This is a genomic window from Streptococcus sp. HMSC062B01, assembly GCF_001811085.1.
Lineage (GTDB): Bacteria > Bacillota > Bacilli > Lactobacillales > Streptococcaceae > Streptococcus > Streptococcus gordonii.
This window is the reverse complement of the sequence record NZ_KZ672780.1, coordinates 58,436-76,668: the sequence shown is the minus strand read 5'-3', so window position 1 is coordinate 76,668 and position 18,233 is coordinate 58,436. Positions and strand designations below refer to the sequence as shown.

The 18,233-nt window shown below is 41.9% G+C and carries 17 protein-coding genes and 1 pseudogene; 5 read left to right on the top strand and 13 right to left on the bottom strand.

The window, feature by feature from the left end:
* Positions 1 to 69: 69 nt before the first annotated feature.
* Positions 70 to 1,506 carry a glycoside hydrolase family 1 protein gene (locus tag HMPREF2780_RS03760; RefSeq protein WP_105026189.1) on the bottom strand — a complete coding sequence of 479 codons (1,437 nt, stop codon included), beginning with the start codon at positions 1,504 to 1,506 and terminating at the stop codon, positions 70 to 72.
* A 110-nt stretch (positions 1,507 to 1,616) separates the two neighbouring features.
* Between HMPREF2780_RS03760 and HMPREF2780_RS03755 the strand changes: the two genes are divergently transcribed.
* Positions 1,617 to 2,489 (top strand): AraC family transcriptional regulator, encoded by an 873-nt coding sequence (locus tag HMPREF2780_RS03755; RefSeq protein ID WP_061586270.1) that lies wholly within the window; start codon positions 1,617 to 1,619, stop codon positions 2,487 to 2,489.
* A 111-nt stretch (positions 2,490 to 2,600) separates the two neighbouring features.
* On the opposite strand, the gene HMPREF2780_RS03750 is transcribed toward HMPREF2780_RS03755, so the two are convergent.
* The 8 genes and pseudogenes from HMPREF2780_RS03750 to HMPREF2780_RS03715 form a co-directional block, all read right to left on the bottom strand.
* A complete protein-coding gene (locus tag HMPREF2780_RS03750) occupies positions 2,601 to 2,795 on the bottom strand; it encodes a hypothetical protein (protein WP_048777391.1) in 195 nt (64 codons plus the stop codon).
* Positions 2,796 to 2,811: 16 nt separating this feature from the next.
* On the bottom strand, positions 2,812 to 3,039 hold the full coding sequence (locus tag HMPREF2780_RS03745) for a hypothetical protein (protein WP_082307232.1): 228 nt from the start codon (positions 3,037 to 3,039) through the stop codon (positions 2,812 to 2,814).
* A 104-nt stretch (positions 3,040 to 3,143) separates the two neighbouring features.
* Positions 3,144 to 4,406, bottom strand: a pseudogene (locus HMPREF2780_RS03740) (CapA family protein).
* 156 nt (positions 4,407 to 4,562) lie between these two features.
* Positions 4,563 to 6,509: a beta-glucoside-specific PTS transporter subunit IIABC gene (locus HMPREF2780_RS03735; RefSeq protein ID WP_105026188.1), complete on the bottom strand. Its 1,947-nt coding sequence runs from the start codon at positions 6,507 to 6,509 to the stop codon at positions 4,563 to 4,565.
* Positions 6,510 to 6,791: 282 nt separating this feature from the next.
* Positions 6,792 to 8,063: a TRZ/ATZ family protein gene (locus HMPREF2780_RS03730; protein WP_105026187.1), complete on the bottom strand. Its 1,272-nt coding sequence runs from the start codon at positions 8,061 to 8,063 to the stop codon at positions 6,792 to 6,794.
* Between the two features lie 91 nt (positions 8,064 to 8,154).
* The gene (locus HMPREF2780_RS03725; RefSeq protein WP_105026186.1) at positions 8,155 to 8,841 is read right to left on the bottom strand and encodes a DUF4947 domain-containing protein; all 687 of its coding nucleotides are present in this window, start codon (positions 8,839 to 8,841) and stop codon (positions 8,155 to 8,157) included.
* A gap of 83 nt (positions 8,842 to 8,924) precedes the next feature.
* Positions 8,925 to 9,860 carry a peptide-methionine (R)-S-oxide reductase MsrB gene (msrB, locus tag HMPREF2780_RS03720; RefSeq protein ID WP_105026185.1) on the bottom strand — a complete coding sequence of 312 codons (936 nt, stop codon included), beginning with the start codon at positions 9,858 to 9,860 and terminating at the stop codon, positions 8,925 to 8,927.
* A gap of 163 nt (positions 9,861 to 10,023) precedes the next feature.
* On the bottom strand, positions 10,024 to 10,962 hold the full coding sequence (locus HMPREF2780_RS03715; protein WP_048777397.1) for a dihydroorotate oxidase: 939 nt from the start codon (positions 10,960 to 10,962) through the stop codon (positions 10,024 to 10,026).
* A gap of 235 nt (positions 10,963 to 11,197) precedes the next feature.
* On the opposite strand from HMPREF2780_RS03715, the gene gdhA reads away from it, so the two are divergent.
* The 3 genes from gdhA to HMPREF2780_RS03700 are packed head-to-tail and all read left to right on the top strand — an operon-like array spanning position 11,198 to position 13,217.
* On the top strand, positions 11,198 to 12,544 hold the full coding sequence (gene gdhA / locus HMPREF2780_RS03710) for an NADP-specific glutamate dehydrogenase (protein WP_048777398.1): 1,347 nt from the start codon (positions 11,198 to 11,200) through the stop codon (positions 12,542 to 12,544).
* Positions 12,545 to 12,575: 31 nt separating this feature from the next.
* Positions 12,576 to 13,061 (top strand): GNAT family N-acetyltransferase, encoded by a 486-nt coding sequence (locus HMPREF2780_RS03705; RefSeq protein ID WP_048777399.1) that lies wholly within the window; start codon positions 12,576 to 12,578, stop codon positions 13,059 to 13,061.
* On the top strand, positions 13,062 to 13,217 hold the full coding sequence (locus tag HMPREF2780_RS03700; protein ID WP_053794202.1) for an NADP oxidoreductase: 156 nt from the start codon (positions 13,062 to 13,064) through the stop codon (positions 13,215 to 13,217).
* Positions 13,218 to 13,313: 96 nt separating this feature from the next.
* On the opposite strand, the gene HMPREF2780_RS03695 is transcribed toward HMPREF2780_RS03700, so the two are convergent.
* From HMPREF2780_RS03695 to HMPREF2780_RS03680, 4 genes are all read right to left on the bottom strand, one after another.
* Positions 13,314 to 13,958 (bottom strand): TetR/AcrR family transcriptional regulator, encoded by a 645-nt coding sequence (locus HMPREF2780_RS03695; protein ID WP_105026184.1) that lies wholly within the window; start codon positions 13,956 to 13,958, stop codon positions 13,314 to 13,316.
* A 16-nt stretch (positions 13,959 to 13,974) separates the two neighbouring features.
* On the bottom strand, positions 13,975 to 14,979 hold the full coding sequence (locus tag HMPREF2780_RS03690) for an NADP-dependent oxidoreductase (protein WP_105026183.1): 1,005 nt from the start codon (positions 14,977 to 14,979) through the stop codon (positions 13,975 to 13,977).
* A 260-nt stretch (positions 14,980 to 15,239) separates the two neighbouring features.
* Positions 15,240 to 15,608 carry an EXLDI protein gene (locus tag HMPREF2780_RS03685; protein ID WP_105026182.1) on the bottom strand — a complete coding sequence of 123 codons (369 nt, stop codon included), beginning with the start codon at positions 15,606 to 15,608 and terminating at the stop codon, positions 15,240 to 15,242.
* 62 nt (positions 15,609 to 15,670) lie between these two features.
* Positions 15,671 to 16,573, bottom strand: a complete 903-nt coding sequence (locus tag HMPREF2780_RS03680; RefSeq protein WP_105026181.1) for a DUF2268 domain-containing putative Zn-dependent protease — start codon at positions 16,571 to 16,573, stop codon at positions 15,671 to 15,673.
* Positions 16,574 to 16,954: 381 nt separating this feature from the next.
* Here HMPREF2780_RS03680 and sstT point away from each other — a divergent pair, with 381 nt between their 5' ends.
* Positions 16,955 to 18,169, top strand: coding sequence for a serine/threonine transporter SstT (sstT, locus tag HMPREF2780_RS03675; RefSeq protein ID WP_105026180.1), 1,215 nt, complete (start codon positions 16,955 to 16,957; stop codon positions 18,167 to 18,169).
* The last annotated feature ends 64 nt before the right edge of the window (positions 18,170 to 18,233 follow it).

Here is an 18,233-nt window from a genome sequence, read left to right as displayed (position 1 = left end):
AGTAAAAATCAAAGAGACATTCAACCGCCAACAATTAAAAAGCAGGTTCGAAAACCCACTTTTTACTCTTTAATGATAGAGACTATCTCCATTCGTCGCAATGACTTCTCTGTACCAATCAAAAGATTTTTTCTTGTAACGGGCTAGAGTTCCACTACCATCATCGTTGCGGTCAACGTAGATAAAGCCATAAAGTTTGCTGAGTTCTGCCGTACTGGCTGAGACCAGGTCAATACAGCCCCAAGTCGTGTAACCTAGCAGTTCTACGCCATCTTCCAGCGCTTCTCCCACCTGCTGCAAATGCTGTTTAAGATAATCAATACGGTAGTCATCTTCAACCGTTGGGCCATTTGGACCATCCACCAAGACATCCTTGGCACCGAGACCATTTTCCACGATAAAGAGAGGCAACTGATAGCGATCATAAAAGCTATTTAGCACTAAGCGCAGGCCGACTGGGTCAATCTGCCAGCCCCATTCTGAGCTAGCCAGATGAGGATTTAGGATGCCACCTAGAAGATTGCCTCGGCCAGAAGAATAATTTTCCGGATCATGAGCTGCAACCACACTCATATAGTAAGAGAAGGAAATAAAGTCTACAGTATTTTCAGCCAAAAGCTCTTTGTCACCTGGCGCAAACTGAATCTCAATCCCATTTTCCTTGAAGAAACGATTGATATAGGCTGGATATTTTCCACGCGCATGGATATCAGAGAAGAGGTAGTTTTGATTTTCAAATTCCCGTGCTGCCAGCACATCTTCAGGCTTAGGTGTCATAGGATAGGCCGGCATAGCCAGAACCATACAGCCAATCTTAAAATCAGGATTGATCTCATGACCGATCTTTGTTGCCAAGGCAGAAGCCACCAGCTCATGATGGACCGCTTGATAGAGGTCCTGCTTGGATAGTTCTTCAGCTGGCGTGGCAATGCCACCGCTCATAAAGGGCGCATGGAGGACAGAGTTGATTTCATTAAAGGTTAGCCAATACTTGACCTTGTCCTTATAACGGGTAAAAACCGTACGAACATAGCGCTCATAGAAGCCGATCAAATCACGGTTGGCCCAGCCATTGTACTGACGCGCCAAGTGTAGAGGCGTTTCATAGTGAGACAGGGTAATCAGCGGCTCTATTCCATATTTAGCCAGTTCGTCAAAAAGATTGTCATAGAATTGTAGACCAGCTTCATTGGGCTCCAGCTCGTCTCCATTTGGAAAAATCCGAGACCAGGCAATGGAGGTCCGGTAGACCTTGAAACCCATCTCCGCAAAGAGGGCAATGTCCTCCTTGTAACGATGGTAGAAATCAATTCCTTCCAGCTTGAGATTATCTGGTGTCGGACCCTCGGTAATCAAAGGATTGCGATCACCTGGCGAGGCCGGCACTCCGCCTTTTGGAGTCACATCCTGAACAGACAGTCCTTTTCCATCCAGATTATAGGCGCCCTCATATTGATTTGCCGCCGTTGCACCACCCCAGAGGAAATTTTTAGGAAATTTAGCCATTGCATTTCTCACTTTCGTTTTTTCTTTGATTATATTATAATCTTAGATGAAAATATTTTTTTGCACAATTCTCTTATATATTGATACTATTCTACTACAAGGAGCAGGGAATGCTAGATCTTGGACAACTTCATAAAAATACCGTATATAAAAATCAAGGGACCCCCTATTCACTGACCCGCACTATTACTGAAGATGGGCAACCGGACATCCTCTTTCATTGGCATACTGACGTTGAAATGATCTATGTCCATGAGGGGACTGCTAAGTTTCATATTGACCAGGAATATTTCAACAGCAAGGCGGGAGATATCATCCTGATCCGCCCCAATGCTCTACACTCCATTCATCCTATCGAAAATCAAAAACACTACATGGATGCCTTGAACTTCCAGCTGGACTTAATGGGCTACTCTGCCATGGACCAGGCTAGTATTGATTACCTTCAACCTCTCTACAAGGGGGAGCTGGACTTTGTTCACGTGATTGAACCCCATCACAAGGGCTATCAAGCCATCCGTTCCTGTCTGATTGAGACCATGGAGACTGGCTATCATCGCAAGGACTACTTTGAATTTCAGATAAAGGCCCAGCTTAACCAGCTCTTTTATCTGCTTTTTGAAAATGGTTATGTTGTCTCCAAAACGCAATCTTTGGAAGGCTACCGCAAAGAAGAGAAGATCAGGACAATTATTGATTACATCAACCTTCATTATCAGGAGGAGTTAACGATTGATCATCTGGCTAATATTTGCGGCTACAGCGCTACTCATTTTATGAACTTTTTCAAAAAACAAATTGGCATCTCCTGCATGGAGTTCCTCATTCAGTTTCGATTGAGAAAGGCGACCGAGCTTCTGCAACATTCAAATCTTTCAGTCCTTGAAATTGCGAGTCAATCTGGCTTCAACAACTTGTCTAACTTCAATCGTCAGTTCAAAAAATACTATCAAATGACTCCCAGACAGTATCGAAAGAAATGACATTTATTGAAACACATAAAAAACAGCTTCGACGATATCCGAGGCTGTTTTATTTGTCAAAAATATTGAAAATTATCTTTTTTATCTTGCTTGTCTTTTTATCCAAATCATTTAAGTCAGCAAGGCCAGAATGATATTAACAAGTCCCAACACTAGCAAACTTCGCAAAAGCAAATGTCCTAGCTTCTCTTTAAAGAAATTGCGTCGAAGAAAAAGGCCAAAAATCAGCAGAACGATGGCTGCTAAAGCCAGAATCAACCAAATCACCAAAAGCAACCAAAAGAAAATGAATTGATATAAGAACATGACTCCTCCTAATTCTCTAGTAAGCATGACCAGTAATGAGAGCATAGATAATTCCAAAAACAAAGTATAAAGCAAGCCCCAAGCCAAACAAGAGCCATAGACGTCCCAAGAACTTCAAATAGAGAGACTTGCCTGGCTGACCAAAGAAAATTATCAAAAGAGCCGGCAGACTAAGGATCAATAGTATATAAAACACAGGAACAAAGAAACCTACTATCAACAATCCACTCCCTATACCTTCCATCTCTAAGCTCCTTTCTTGTTCATTATAGCAAATGTCATATTCATCACCAAATAAAAACCAGAAAAGCCTAGCTCCTCTGGTAATGTTGATTGACAAGAAAATAGTTAGTCCCAATTCAAGCCAACATGGTCTTTCATTTCTTGGTAGGCTTTATCAATCCGCTCCTTGGTAGCTTCATCCAGCCTATCCCGATATTTTCCACCTTCTATAAAGTCTTCCAGAATCAGAGTTTGGTAGCTATAAAGCGGATAGCCTTCAGCAGAAAATCCTCCTTTTTCTACACGGCTGACCCAGGTCGGATGAGCCTGAGCGCTCTTGATTCGGGTACCTTTGAGCGTCTTTTCAAGAGTCAGATCCATGAGAACCCCCCGCTCGGTCCACTGAGCATTTTCAACTCCTTCCATGGTCTCAATCCGTTGATTAGATATGAAATTTCCCATAGAGTAGATGATTAGTTTTTTCTGGCCATCCTTTTCCAGAGTTTCAGATGGTTGTGTCACATGTGGGTGTCCACCAAAGATGATGTCGGCACCCCAATCCACCATTTTGTGATAGAGGCTTACCTGCTCTTCTGTCGGTTGTAGCTGATACTCTACTCCCATTTGGGGCATAACAACCGTAATGTCGGCTTCTTTCTCAGCACGTTCGATTTCCGATTTCATTTTCTCCTCATCAAGATTAGATAAATGTTGGTCATATTCATCTTGACTGAGATTTCCTTCCATTCCATTAAATCCGTAGGAATAGGCTAAAATAGCTATTTTAATCCCATTTACCTCTTTAATAGTCAGAGGCGCTTGGCCACGTGGTTCATGGGTATAAACACCAACCGGTGTAATTCCTTGGTCTTCAAAAGCCTTAGCAGTTGAAAATAGACCAGATAATTGAGAATCTAAAATATGATTATGAGCCAAGTCAAGCACATGATAACCCGCATCTTTAATAGCTCCTACTACTGACTCAGGTGCATTAAACAGCGGATAGCCTGCTAAAGGTAGGTCTGGACTAATGGTCCCTTCAAAATCTCCAATCGTAAGATCTGCTTGATGGAGCCATTCTTTAGCATACTTAAAATTCTCTGAGAAATCCTAGCTACCATCTTCTCGTAGGGCGCTCATATATAGGGCATCATGGTAAAGCAAATCACCATTTGCCATGATACGAGCCGTTTGAACCTGCTTGTTTGCTACTGTCTTCGGCCTAGCTGAACTTTTATTTTCTATACTTGCCTGCCTCGTCTGCTTTCTTGCATCTATTTCCTTTTGGAAAAATAAAATGAGACTAGCTGAAAGAATAATCAGACTAAACAAAGCAAAAACAAACCACTTCTTTTGGGCTTCAGCTTTTCTTCTATCCGAACGTTTCATCCTTGTCGCCTCCTACCATATCTATTTTACCATAAAATAGATGTTCCAGTCATCCTCTAGAAAAACATCGTCATTATTAAAATATCTGAACCTTAAGACCTTTTGAAACTTAAAAAGAGCAGGTGACATCCACATCCTGCTCTTTTCATATGGTTTTTAGTTTAATTCAAATAGAGTATCCCCTAGGTCAACTTCCCCTTCTGCCAAAACCTTCAGATCTCTGAAGCGACTCATATTGGTGACAATGATTGGAGTTGTCACAGGGTAACCAGCCTCCTTGATAGTATCGATATCAAAGCTGAGCAAAAGCTGGCCTTTTTTGACCTTAGAGCCTTGGACAACATGAGCTGTGAAACCTTTTCCATCAAGGGCTACTGTATCCATACCGACGTGAATTAAGAGTTCTGCTCCATCATCTGTAGCTAAACCAATAGCATGGTTGGTAGGGAAGAGCAGGCGAATGACACCATCGGCAGGGGCCACTACTTCACCGACACTTGGCTCAATGGCAACTCCTTTACCTATAGCTCCGCTAGCAAAGACTGCGTCTGGAGTATCCTCAAGAGCGATTATTTCGCCAGCTAATGGGCTTGTCACGACTTGCTCAGTAGCTCCGTCAGAGACTCTTTCGTTTTCAACATTTAAAGACGGAGTAGCATCTTTTTCAGACGGACCGCCGAAAAGGTTTGGAATCTTGACCAGCTGAGTCAATCCAAAACCTAGTACAAAGTTCGCTACAATAGCGATGAGGAAGTGAATCAAGGTCATGCTGTTGCCAGCTTCAATAAAGGATGGAATTGCAAAAAGTCCCATACCTCCCATAACCTGCATTTTGACATCAAAGAAAGCTAGATATGCACCAGTCAACGCTCCAGAAATACAGGTCATGATGAATGGCAAGCGCATTGGGAGTGTGATCCCATAAATAGCTGGCTCCGTTACACCAAAGAGAGCTGAGATGAAAGCTGGAATCGAAAGCTGACGAACCTTCTCTTCCTTGGTTCGCATCATGATGTTAATAAGAGCACCTGCTTGTGCAAAACAGATAGCAATAGAGGCAACAAGAATGACACCTGGACCTTTTTGCAGTTCCAGGATTGCTAGTGGCACCAAGCCCCAGTGAAGACCAAACATGACTAGAACCTGCCAAGCAGCCCCTAGAACGATACCATATAGCACCGGACTAAAATCATAGATACCTGTAAAGAGAGCACCTACTAAATCAGATGCCCAACTCATGACCGGACCGATAACCAGAAAGGCCAGTGGCACTGTAATCAAAAGAGTAAAGAATGGTACGATAAAGACTTTGACAACATCTGGAATGATTTTTTTAAAGCCTTTTTCAATCTTGGCTCCAGCCCAAACAGCTGCAATCACTGGAAGGACCGTTGACAAATAGCTCGATGCTGGAAAGATCCTCGATGCTGGAAAGATAATTGGAAGACCGAAGAAAGTCGAAAAAATCGGAGACTCAATCGGTGTACCAGCAAAAAGTGTATAAAGCGGTTTTTCCGTCGTAAAGCTAGCTGCGATATTTGGATAAACCAGAGCAAACCCGATAGCCAAAGCAGTGAACTGATTCATCTTGAACCGTTTAGCAGCTGTAATAGCCAAAATCAAAGGAAGGAATTGGAAAAGACCATCTCCTGCTGCATTGAGAACAATATAAGCGCCATCTGTTTTGGCAACGCCTAAGGCTGCCATAATGGCCACCACACCTTTGATCATACCTGCTGCTGACAAGGTACCGAGCATCGGCTGGAAGAGGCCTGATACAAGCGCAATGAAGCGGTCAAACAGATTTCCTTCTACAGCATCGTCATCTGCATCGACACTGCCCTCTCCAGAAATACCAGCAACTCTGAGCACCGTTTCGTAGACATCAGGCACATGATTGCCAATAACGACTTGATATTGACCACCGGCCTTGACAACCGTTACAACCCCATCTCTCTTCATCAGATAGTCTGTGTCCGCCTTTGATTCATCCTTTAAGGAAAAACGCAAGCGTGTCACGCAGTGTACTAGTTTGGTGATATTGTCTTTGCCCCCAACGTGGGCAACAATGTCCTTAGCTAATTCTGTGTAGTCTTTAGCCATTTGGGATCCTCCTGTTCTATTTTGATCACGCTAGACCTGTTCAAACTCCTGAAAAAAAGAAGAAACCTAGACGAATACCAAATGAGAAGATAGAACAGAGTTCTAACTCATTATTTGTATTCATCTAGGTTTTGCCTGCGTGATCAGTAACAATCCTTGTATCTAGTATAGCATATGATTTTAAAATTGCAAGCGTTTTCTAAAAATTTTTTAATGTTTTTAGAAAGTATCTTAAAAGAAAAGAGACTGAAAGCAAATGCAGCCTCTATTTTCTTCTCAAAATCAATCTTCTATATTGACATTCACTGTCAAAACCTGGCCATCTCGAACGACCTGCTTGCCAGCAATGTAGACATCCTGGACATCGCTACCTTTAACCGCATACACGAGGTGTGACAGCATATTTTCCAAAGGATAAAGGTGAATCCGCCCCTTTGGTTGAATAGCAATGAAATCGGCTTGTTTCCCCACTTCTAGACTACCAATTTTGTCCTCCAAGCCCAGCGCTTTAGCACCCTCAATCGTCAGTGCTTTCAAGGCTTGATCAATCGTAAACTGACTTGCATCACCTACCCGCATCTTTTGAAGTAGAGCAGCAGTCCGACCTTCTTCAAACATATCCAGATTATTGTTAGAAGCGACAGAGTCTGTTGCCAAGCCAACGGTCACACCAGCAGCTAGTAAGTTGGTCACCGGAGCCACACCAGAAGCCAACTTAAGATTACTGATAGGATTGTGGGCGATGCTGACTGGTGAATTCGCTAAATCTGCAATCTCTGACGAATTCAGCTCAACCCCATGGGCAAAAATTGCTGGTTGTTCCAAGTAGCCCAAACCTTTCAAGAAAGCCAGAGGCCGTTTACCGTAGCGTTCTAGGATAATTTTGTTTTCATTTTGGGTCTCTGCTACATGGATATGAAGCTTCAAATCCAACTCACGCGCTAAATCTACACTGCCTTTTAGCAGATCTTTATCACAAGCATAGGGGGAATGAGGGGCCACCATGACCTGAAAATTTTTGTCATCATAGGAGAGAATCTCCTCGATAATAGCCCGCGTACGAATCAGGGTCTCTTCTGCTGTTTCCGCTGGCGAAGTAAAGAGGGTTGGAGAGAAGTAACAGCGCATCCCCGACTGACGGACGGCTTGATAAACTTGCTTAATATCTACCCCATGAGGATTATACATATCATTAAATGTGGTTGTCCCTGATAGCAACATCTCCGCCAGAGCAAATTGAACTGCTTTAGTAGTCACTTCTGCTGTAAACAGGCTCTCTGCTGGCCAGATGTAATCCTCCAACCATTCATGCAGATTGCTGTCATCACGAATCCCACGTAGTAAAGTCATGGCCGAGTGAGTATGGCAGTTGACCAAGCCTGGCATGATCCAAACTCCTTCATAGTCTACCGTTTCACTACATTTCTCTAACCATGCTTGGTCATAGGGGCCGCAGTAGGCAACGCGGTCGTCCTCCACCACAAGCAGGCCTTCCCGATAAACATGAAATTCGCTATCACAGGTCACCAGATTGACATTTATATAGGCTTTCATCCGATATATCCTCACTTTCTAAATACTTGCACTCAGGAGATTTTAGCTATTATAACAAGCCTTATAAAATAGTTCAAGAGATTCTGATAGTTTATTCGAAATTAAGATAATCAGGGTCCGGTGTAATATATAATAATTGACCTTTATAAAATACGAGGAAGACCTCATTCTTCTTGTAACTATATAAGACGTAGCTGTTAGCAGATTCATCTCCCCCAGCCAGTCCAACTCCGACTGCAACATCTGCTACTGCAGCACCAAAGGCGCTCAGTTGCTCTTTTGTAAGATGCTGATCTAAATATAATGATTTTAAGTTTTTAATTTCTTGGTTTCTAAAGTTTCCAGTGAGGTATTTTGGATCCCTTATCACTGCCTCAGGTTCCCCCAGTGCTTCTTTGACTGTTTCCTCAGTATAGCCTTCATAACTAGGCACTTGAGCTTTAATTTGCCCGTCAGAAGAGTTATAAGATACACTTCCATGTCCTTTTGCATAGATTTTATCTTTTGGAGTTGACTGGCCTCCTTCGTCCGAAACTTCCCTTTTTTCTGAGAATCCAGAATTATCCTTCTCTCCACTTTCCTTACTTGACGACTGGGTCTCTTTACTAGTTTTCTCTTCTTTACTAGTTGACTTAGTCTTTTCTTCTGATTTTGAGCTTGAACTTTCTTCAGTTGGTTTATTCGAATTAGCCTGCCCTTTACCATTAGATTTACAAGCAGTTAGAGTGACAATCATTAAAATAGTAAGTAAAATCGCCGAAAATCTTTTTAATTTCATCTTTCACTCCTCATTTTTATTATGATCATTATCCCTTATCTAAAAACTTTTGTCAACGCTCAGAAAAAAGGCCTAACGGCCTTTTATTTCATGTGTTGAAGCAGATAAGCATAACCTTCTGCTTCCATTTTTTCTTTTGGAATAAATCGCAGAGCTGCGGAGTTGATGCAGTAGCGAAGACCGCCTGCTGCTTCTGGACCGTCTGTGAAGACATGGCCCAGATGGGCGTTTCCAGAACGGCTGCGCACTTCGATACGCTCCATACCATGACTCTTGTCTTCATAGTATTTTAGAACATCTCTGGCAATCGGCCGGCTAAAGCTAGGCCAGCCGCAACCAGACTCAAACTTGTCACCAGCAAAAAAGAGGGGCTCACCAGTCGTCACATCTACATAAATTCCTTCTTCAAAAGTGGCATTGTAGGCATTGTGGAAAGGACGCTCTGTCGCACTGAGCTGGGTCACCTGGTATTGCTCTTGCGTCAACTGTTCTTTCAGTTCCGCATCTGTAGGTTTCTCATATTGGCCAGGATCGACCAAGGGCTGATAGGCATCATTGACATTGATATGGCAGTAGCCACCGGGATTTTTCTTGAGATAATCCTGATGGTAGTCTTCAGCTAATACATAGTGGCGCAAAGGTTCCAGCTCAACAGCTATCTTTTGTCCCAGCTGTTTTTCCTGCTCAGCAAAGACCTGTTCAATGACCGCCTTATCAGCTTGATTGGTATAGTAAACACCTGTCCGATACTGGCGTCCTACATCATTTCCCTGCTTATTGACCGACAGAGGATCAATAACTCGGAAATAATAGAGCAGGATTTCCCGCAGACTAATCCTCTTTTCATCATAGATTAGATGAACCGTCTCTGCATGGTCCGTTTGATGAATCAGCTGGTAGTTGGTTGATTCCACCTGTCCATTGGCGTATCCCACTGTCGTTTCCTCCACACCCTCAATGCGGGAGAAGTACTCTTCCAAGCCCCAGAAGCACCCGCCTGCTAGATAAATTTCAGCCATAAAAACACCTCATTTCTTTGCGTCTATTTTCTCATAAAAGGAGTCGAAATTATAGCAATTTGATTAGAACTTTCTTCAAAATAATATGAAAAAACTGGGTCTTAATGACTATCAACCCAGCCTTATTCTTCATTTCAAATCACAACAACGCTTGTATAGAAGATTACCCCTCAATATACTTCAATTTTCCTCGAAAATCTTCCAGACTTTCATAGCCTTTTTCTTCCATAATAGTCTTGAGTTCTGCGGTGATGCGCTCGAAGGCTGCCACTCCTTCTTTATGAAGGGTTGTTCCGACCTGCACCATACTGGCTCCACAGAGGATATGCTCAAAAGCATCCCGCCCTGTCAAGACACCACCAGTTCCGATGATTTGGATTTCTGGTTTCAGGCGTTGGTAAAAGGCATGGACATTGGCCAGAGCAGTCGGCTTGATGTACTGACCACCGATACCTCCAAAGCCATTTTTCGGACGAATAACCACTGACTCATCTTCTATATAAAGACCGTTTCCGATAGAGTTTACACAATTGACAAACTTGAGCGGATATTTGTTAAAAATCGCAGCAGCCTGATCAAAATGCACGATATCAAAATAAGGAGGCAGCTTAATGCCCAGTGGCTTTTTGAAATAAGCAAAAACTTCTGACAAAATCTTTTCCGTCGTTTCAAAGTCATAAGCAATCTGTGGCTTGCCAGGGACATTGGGGCAGGAGAGATTGAGCTCAGTAATCCCTTTAAAATCACTTGCCTGAACTTTCTTAAGAATGGTATGGGTTTCTTCTGGCGACATACCGACCAAAGAGAGGAAGAAAGTGCGATTTGCTTCACTTTCCTGAAGTTCCAGCAGGTAGTCAAGATAGTAGTCTAAACCATTATTTGGCAGGCCCATGGAGTTGATAGACCCCAGCGGAACATCCTGATAGCGCGGTTCTGGGTTTCCCTGACGAAATTCTAACGTTGCCGTCTTGGTCACAAAGGTTCCTGCAGCAGAATCTTTGACTTCTGCCAGTTCCTCTTTTGTCATACAGGCAACCCCAGCTGCATTCATCAGGCAATTATCAAATGCAAAACCAGCAATCTGTGTCGATGTCGAAACCATAGTAAAATACTCCTTTTCCCTATGAAGGCTAATGCCTCTATCTCTTTTTCCTCATTATATCACCAAACTCCACTTTTTCGCTTTTTAAACTGGAATTTTCCAATAAACGTTCGGGAATCTATCCGAAAGATAGTTTTGCAAATTTTCAGAAAATTCAACTTTTTTCTTTACACCCCAAAAAAATTCTGCTATAATGACTCATGTAATAAAATATAACAACAAAAAGGAGAACGATATGACATCTGCTAAAGAATATATCCAAAGCGTGTTTGCAACTGTGAAAGCTCGTAACGGGCATGAGGCTGAATTTCTCCAGGCTGTTGAAGAATTCTTCAGCACTTTAGAGCCTGTATTTGAAAAACATCCTGAGTATATCGAAGAAAACATCTTGGCACGTATCACTGAGCCTGAGCGCGTCATTTCTTTCCGTGTTCCTTGGGTTGACCGTGAAGGCAAAGTACAAGTTAACCGTGGTTACCGTGTTCAATTTAACTCAGCTGTTGGACCATATAAAGGCGGACTTCGTTTCCACCCAACTGTAAACCAAGGGATTTTGAAATTCCTCGGATTTGAACAAATCTTTAAAAACGTCTTGACTGGCCTGCCAATCGGCGGTGGTAAAGGCGGATCTGACTTTGATCCAAAAGGTAAGACTGATGCTGAAGTGATGCGCTTCTGCCAAAGCTTTATGACAGAATTACAAAAACACATCGGTCCATCTCTTGACGTTCCAGCTGGTGATATCGGTGTCGGCGGACGTGAAATCGGCTACCTCTATGGCCAATACAAACGCCTTAACCAATTCGACGCTGGTGTTTTAACTGGTAAACCTCTTGGATTTGGAGGTAGCTTAATCCGTCCAGAAGCAACTGGTTATGGTTTGGTTTACTATACTGAAGAAATGCTCAAAGCTAACGGTAACAGCTTTGCTGGTAAGAAAGTGGTTATTTCAGGTTCTGGTAACGTAGCTCAATACGCTCTTCAAAAAGCTACTGAACTTGGTGCTACTGTTATCTCTGTATCTGACTCAAACGGCTATGTCATCGATGAAAATGGTATCGACTTCGACCTTCTTACAGATGTTAAAGAAAAACGCCGTGCTCGTTTGACTGAGTATGCAGCTGAGAAAGCAACTGCTACATACCATGAAGGTTCTGTATGGACTTACGCTGGCAACTACGACATCGCTCTTCCATGTGCGACTCAAAACGAAATCAACGGTGAAGCAGCTAAACGTTTGGTTGCTCAAGGAGTTATCTGTGTATCAGAAGGCGCTAACATGCCTAGTGACCTTGACGCGATTAAAGTCTACAAAGAAAACGGAATCCTTTACGGACCTGCCAAAGCTGCCAACGCTGGTGGTGTAGCTGTATCTGCGCTTGAAATGAGCCAAAACAGTCTTCGTCTCTCATGGACCCGTGAAGAAGTTGATGGACGTCTCAAAGACATAATGACAAACATCTTCAACACAGCTAAAACAACTGCTGAAACATACGGTCTTGGTACTGACTACCTTGCGGGAGCAAATATCGCTGCCTTCGAAAACGTAGCCAATGCTATGATTGCGCAAGGTATTGTTTAATTAGTCGATACATCCTATCGGAGGTCAAATCATGAACTTACGGCCAATGGAAATGAGAGACAATCCAGCTGTAGCGCAGCTCATTCGAGCTAGCTTAGAGGAATTTGGGCTTGACAAACCTGGAACTGTCTACTTTGATTCTCATCTAGATCATTTGGCCGACTATTATCAACATCAAGAGAGGGCAGCTTACTTTGTTCTAGAAAATGAAGGGCAGCTGGTTGGCTGTGGTGGCTTTGCACCTGTGTCCGATAAGATTGCTGAATTACAAAAACTGTATGTCACTAAAAATAGTCGTGGCAAAGGTTATTCCAGTCGACTGATAAAGCGGATATTCCAGGAAGCTTGCCTAGCAGGTTATGAACAGCTTTATCTAGAAACCTCTACTGAGCTGGCTACGGCTGTGGCCATCTATCAACACTATGGTTTTACAGCACTACAACAACCACTTTCTAACGCCGTCGGCCACCCAGCTATGAATATCTGGATGATAAAATCCCTCTTATCAGATGAATAAATGTCAGTATACTCTGGCCGTCTCAAGGACATCATGACCAAGATCCTCAACGCAGCTAAAACTTACAGACTTAGCAAAGACTACCTTGCAGGAGAAAATATCGCTGCCTTCGAAGAAAATGTAGCCAACGCTATGATTACCCAAGGTATTGTTTAAGATTCTTTGCTCAATCCTCAATCACAACGATTGGGGATTTTTATGTTGGCTTCAAAAAAGCTTACTATTTAAAATAGTAAGCTTAAAAATCTAGATTTACTTTACTTCTACTAAGGCAGAAGACAGGCAGTCAACAATTTCGTTTACTGCTTCATCTATGTTCACATCTTCCTTATCATTTAGCATCATTGGAAGAGCATAAGAAAGACTCAAAGCTAAAATATAACGAACTATTCTTTCATTTGACCAATCTCGGATAACACCATTTTTTTTAAACTGATTCAGAACTGGACTAATTGGCTTAATGATAGAGTGAACAATAACATTCCCTAACTGGCTAGAAATAGTTTTATCAATAAAAGAACGACTCAAGAGAATTTTAACTTGCATCTGATTCTCCTGAATGAAAACCAGTCTATCTCGAACAATGCTTCTCAAAAACACTGGAAAACTCTCTTGGTTTGCTGTAAATTTCTTCTCAGAAAAATCAGCAATCACATCTGGAATAACTTGGTCTAGAAAAATCGATAAAATTGCTTCTAAAATACCTTCCTTAGTTTTAAAATAACTAAAAACGGTCCCTTCTGAAACTCCAGCCTCCTTAGCAATAAGGCTGGCTGTTGTATTCTCAAAGCCAATTTCTGAAAATAACTTTAGACTTGATAATAACACTTGACGTTGTTTTAAACTCAAGTTGCTATTTTCTAATGTCTGAGCATACTTTTGTTCTAAACTTTCCATTGCTAGCACCTCTCTGCTACTCTCTTACTTTTACAACTTTCTTACCTCGAGTGTGTCCCGACTTCAGACTACGATATGCCTCTCTAACAGACTTTAGAGAAAAATCATAAACCTGATCAATATTCAGCCGAACCTTCCCATCTGAGACCATTTCCGCCAGAGTGTTCAAATCATCATATGTGGAATGTCTCGGGCCCGTGAACTGAGCTCCTTTTATCATAACATATGGTGAAGGTACTAGAGTTCCGATCTCACTCCCCTTCAAACCTAGACTAAAAGCCAACTTAACGTAATCACTTCCATAGCAATCTAAGAATTTAGTAACCGGCCTTGGACTTTCTGATAGAAGAGCATTCTGGATGTTCTCTTCGTAAGCTACTGGTATAGCACCTAAGGACTTCAGATATTCTGAATTTTTCTTACTTGCAATTCCGATAACTGTTGCACCCTTAGCAACTGCGTACTGTACTGCAATACTTCCAATACCACCTGCTGCAGCTGAAATAACTACAACATCTTTAGAGCTTAACTCAATTTTTCTAAAAGCACCTCCCACTGTTAAAGAGGCTACCCCCATAGTAGCAGCATGATTCATATCAATCATATCTGGTTTCAATACAATTTCCGATTCATTGACACAAATTTCTGTGGCCAAAGCTCCCCTCTTGGTGCCTAATCCAGGGTCACTGATCATTGTTCCAAAAACCTTATCACCTACCGCAAACCGACTTACTCCTTCACCAACTTCTGTGATAACTCCAGCAAAATCCCGACCAACACCTCTTGGAAAAAGAGATGATTTTGACTCAAACCAACGACTTGGCTGCTTTAGTTTTGTCATAAAAGATAGAAATCGGAGTGGCTTTGCCCCCTCATAAGTCTTATAATCAATAGGATTTAACCCAACTGCATAAACTTCTACCCTAACTTGATTCTCTTTCAAAGAATCAGATTTAATGTTCACTAAATCTAACACTTCTTCATCACCGAAACGACTATATTGTATTGCTTGAACAACCATTGTATGAACTCCTTTACTCATCTACAAAATTGAGTGAGTGCTCAATCATTTTTCTCGATTATACACTTATTCTTCATAGATTTCAACTATACTGTTTCCACAGCTTCTAACAAAAGCTGCTCATGATAAAAATGGATCTAATTTCAGTATATTGGTAAAATAAAAAAATACTGCTGGTTCAATAGTTCTATATTCCCTCATGAAAGATTATCAAACTAAAATTCAAAGAAATCCGACTGCTTATAAAAGCAGTCGGACTTTTATATATCTAATTTTTCAAAAAATTTGCCTGCAGACTGCTTTTCTTTTAGCTTCTCCAGCAGTTCGTTCTCCAGGAAAGAACTTAGTTCGTCAAAATCTTGGCAAACCTCAAAAACCGTCTCTCTACCCATCTGACCATAAGCTAATTCGTAATAGTCCTTATGATGATGCCAGTTCTGGTCATAGTTGACATCTGTACGTTGATAGTAAACAATGTTTTGCTTCGGAGTCAGGTAAAGCTTCTGTGTTAGAATGCTTTTCTGATCTTTGGACAGCTTGCTACGACTGAAAATCTTAACACCTTGAAAAATCTTGCGCTCATGGATACCCTGATTTTTGACTTTTAATTCAACTCTTTTATAGTGCATATAGTCACCTCCAAAAATTACCTACATTATATCAAACTCTGGCAGATTTGCAAGCAAAAGTGTCATTTCCAAAAGTCCTTAGTCGCCTCTATAATCTCTTCTGTAGGCGTCACTGTTGCTTCAATAATAGTCTTGCCTGTCTTTTTCAGATAGGATTGTATCAGATGATAACCATAAGCATAGCCTGCAGCATAGGGCATTCCAACCGGTATTTGACCTTGAATCTCAGCAATTTCATCACCGTAGAGATAAGGAGCCATTTCTGCCATCCCAGTTAGCTGAAGCTGACTGGAGATGATGGGCTTAATCTCTTCTAACTGCTCTGGACTGGTTGAAGTAACCCAAGGCCCAATGAGATCCTTACCATAGAGCTCAGCCGCAAAAGACTCTGCCAATCCTTCACTGACTACCCAGTCTGCTAATGTCGTCTGCTGATTCCATTTGACAAATTGGAAACGGACATTGTGATTACACTCATGGGCCAACGCAGCCTGCACACGTGGTAAAGTATAGTCATTTGGTAGCAGACTAAGCATGAGGTAGCCTGGAATTCCGCCATCTCCGCTATAACCCTTATTGAGCTGTAGCATAGGTTTTTCTGGATTGCCCAATAAAATAGTAAAATGGTAATCCTCAACCTCTAAGTCATAGCCAGCCTGCTCAAAAAGACCAATACTCCTCTTGATGGTATCTTGACAATTTTGCCAGAGTTGATTAGAGCTCAGAGCGTCGATAGCTGGTCTATCCTTTTCTGATAGAGTTCCGGGCAACAGATTCATAAAGCCAAGTAGAAACAGAGCATCAAATCCTCCGGGATACTTTGCTTTTAAAGGAATGTGTTGAGTTTGGTATTTCTTTGCAAAAGGTGCTAATATTTTCGCTCGAAAGCAACCTTCTCTCTTTTCTAAAGGAAGCTCGAGCATCTCTTGATAAACTTTATCTGAACGAATCATATTGATTTGCATAATAATCTCCTTTCTTATCTATTATTAGTATACTCCCTCCCCTAAGGTCAGGGTCAAGAAAAAGATTTAAAACTTATCTAAAATCTTCTTACCGTTCATGAAATCAGCTACTTCCAATTGCAGATTTTAGGGAATATAGGGAATGACCAGCTAGGACCAGCATTGCTTTCACTAGCTTTCTATTGTATAATGGAGAAATACTCTGTGGCACATTCAGATAATACGAATCTAATGAGTATGATTTTTTCTGCTTTCTAAGCACTTTAAAAGCCATTGAACTAATATATCTATCAACGAGAGAGCTCTGCTTTCTTACACCCAAGCTTCAGCAATTTCTTTAACTGTTGGAGCAGACTTTCTATCGTAACGAAAGGAATAGCCATGCTTCATCGAATAATTCTTACTTGGAAAAAAACAAATCTTATTAAACGAATTTCACTGGGTATCCTATGCGGGGCTTTATTAGCTGTCCTCTTTCCCCAAGCTTCAGCAATTGGTCTGTTGGGTGAAATTTTCGTTGGCGGTCTAAAAGCAATTGCCCCTCTCTTGGTTTTTGCTCTTGTAGCCAATGCTCTTTCTCAGCAGAAGAAGGGAGAGAAGAGCAATATGAAAACAGTGATTATGCTCTATCTGTTGGGAACATTTGCGGCTGCCCTTGTTTCAGTCCTTGTTGGCTTTGTCTTTCCGCTTGAAATTGATTTGGCAGACGCTAAACAGTCCCTCTCACCTCCTGACGGCATCGGACAAGTTCTAAGCAACCTCTTGCTAAAGCTGGTTGACAATCCTCTCAATGCTCTTATTTCAGCTAATTATATCGGCGTTCTCTCTTGGGCTGTAGTTTTTGGGATTGCCATGCGCGAAGCGAGTCATCACAGCAAGGATCTGCTTCGAACCTCAGCTGAAGTTACTTCTAAAATCGTCGAATGGATCATCAACCTCGCTCCTTTCGGGATTTTAGGGCTGGTTTACACTACCATTTCTGGCAAGGGATTTCAGGCTCTACAAAGTTATGGTTTATTGCTCTTAGTCCTAATTGCCACTATGCTGATGGTCGCCCTGATCATCAATCCTCTGATCGTCTTTGCCATGCTTCGAAAAAACCCCTATCCTCTTGTTTGGCGTTGCCTCAGAGTCAGCGGGGTCACAGCATTCTTTACACGTAGTTCTGCAGCTAATATTCCTGTTAACATGAAACTTTGTCGAGACTTAAATCTAAACCCTGAAACTTATTCTGTCTCGATCCCTCTGGGAGCCACCATCAATATGGCTGGTGCTGCGATCACTATCAATACTTTGACCCTTGCTGCTGTTCACACTTTGGGAATTCAAGTAGACTTTGCGACTGCTTTTGTCTTGAGCATCGTTGCGGCTGTCTCTGCCTGCGGTGCATCTGGAGTTGCAGGTGGCTCTCTTCTACTAATTCCTGTTGCTTGTAGCCTCTTTGGCATTTCTAATGATTTAGCTATGCAAGTCGTTAGTGTTGGCTTCGTGATTGGGGTCATTCAAGATTCTTGCGAAACAGCCTTGAACTCCTCTACAGACGTCCTTTTTACTGCTGTTGCAGAAATGAGCAGCTGGCCAAAAGAAAAACTCTAATAAAAAATCCCCAAGCTCATCCTATCAATAGGAAAGTTTGGTTTTTTTTATTTATCTTTAGTTC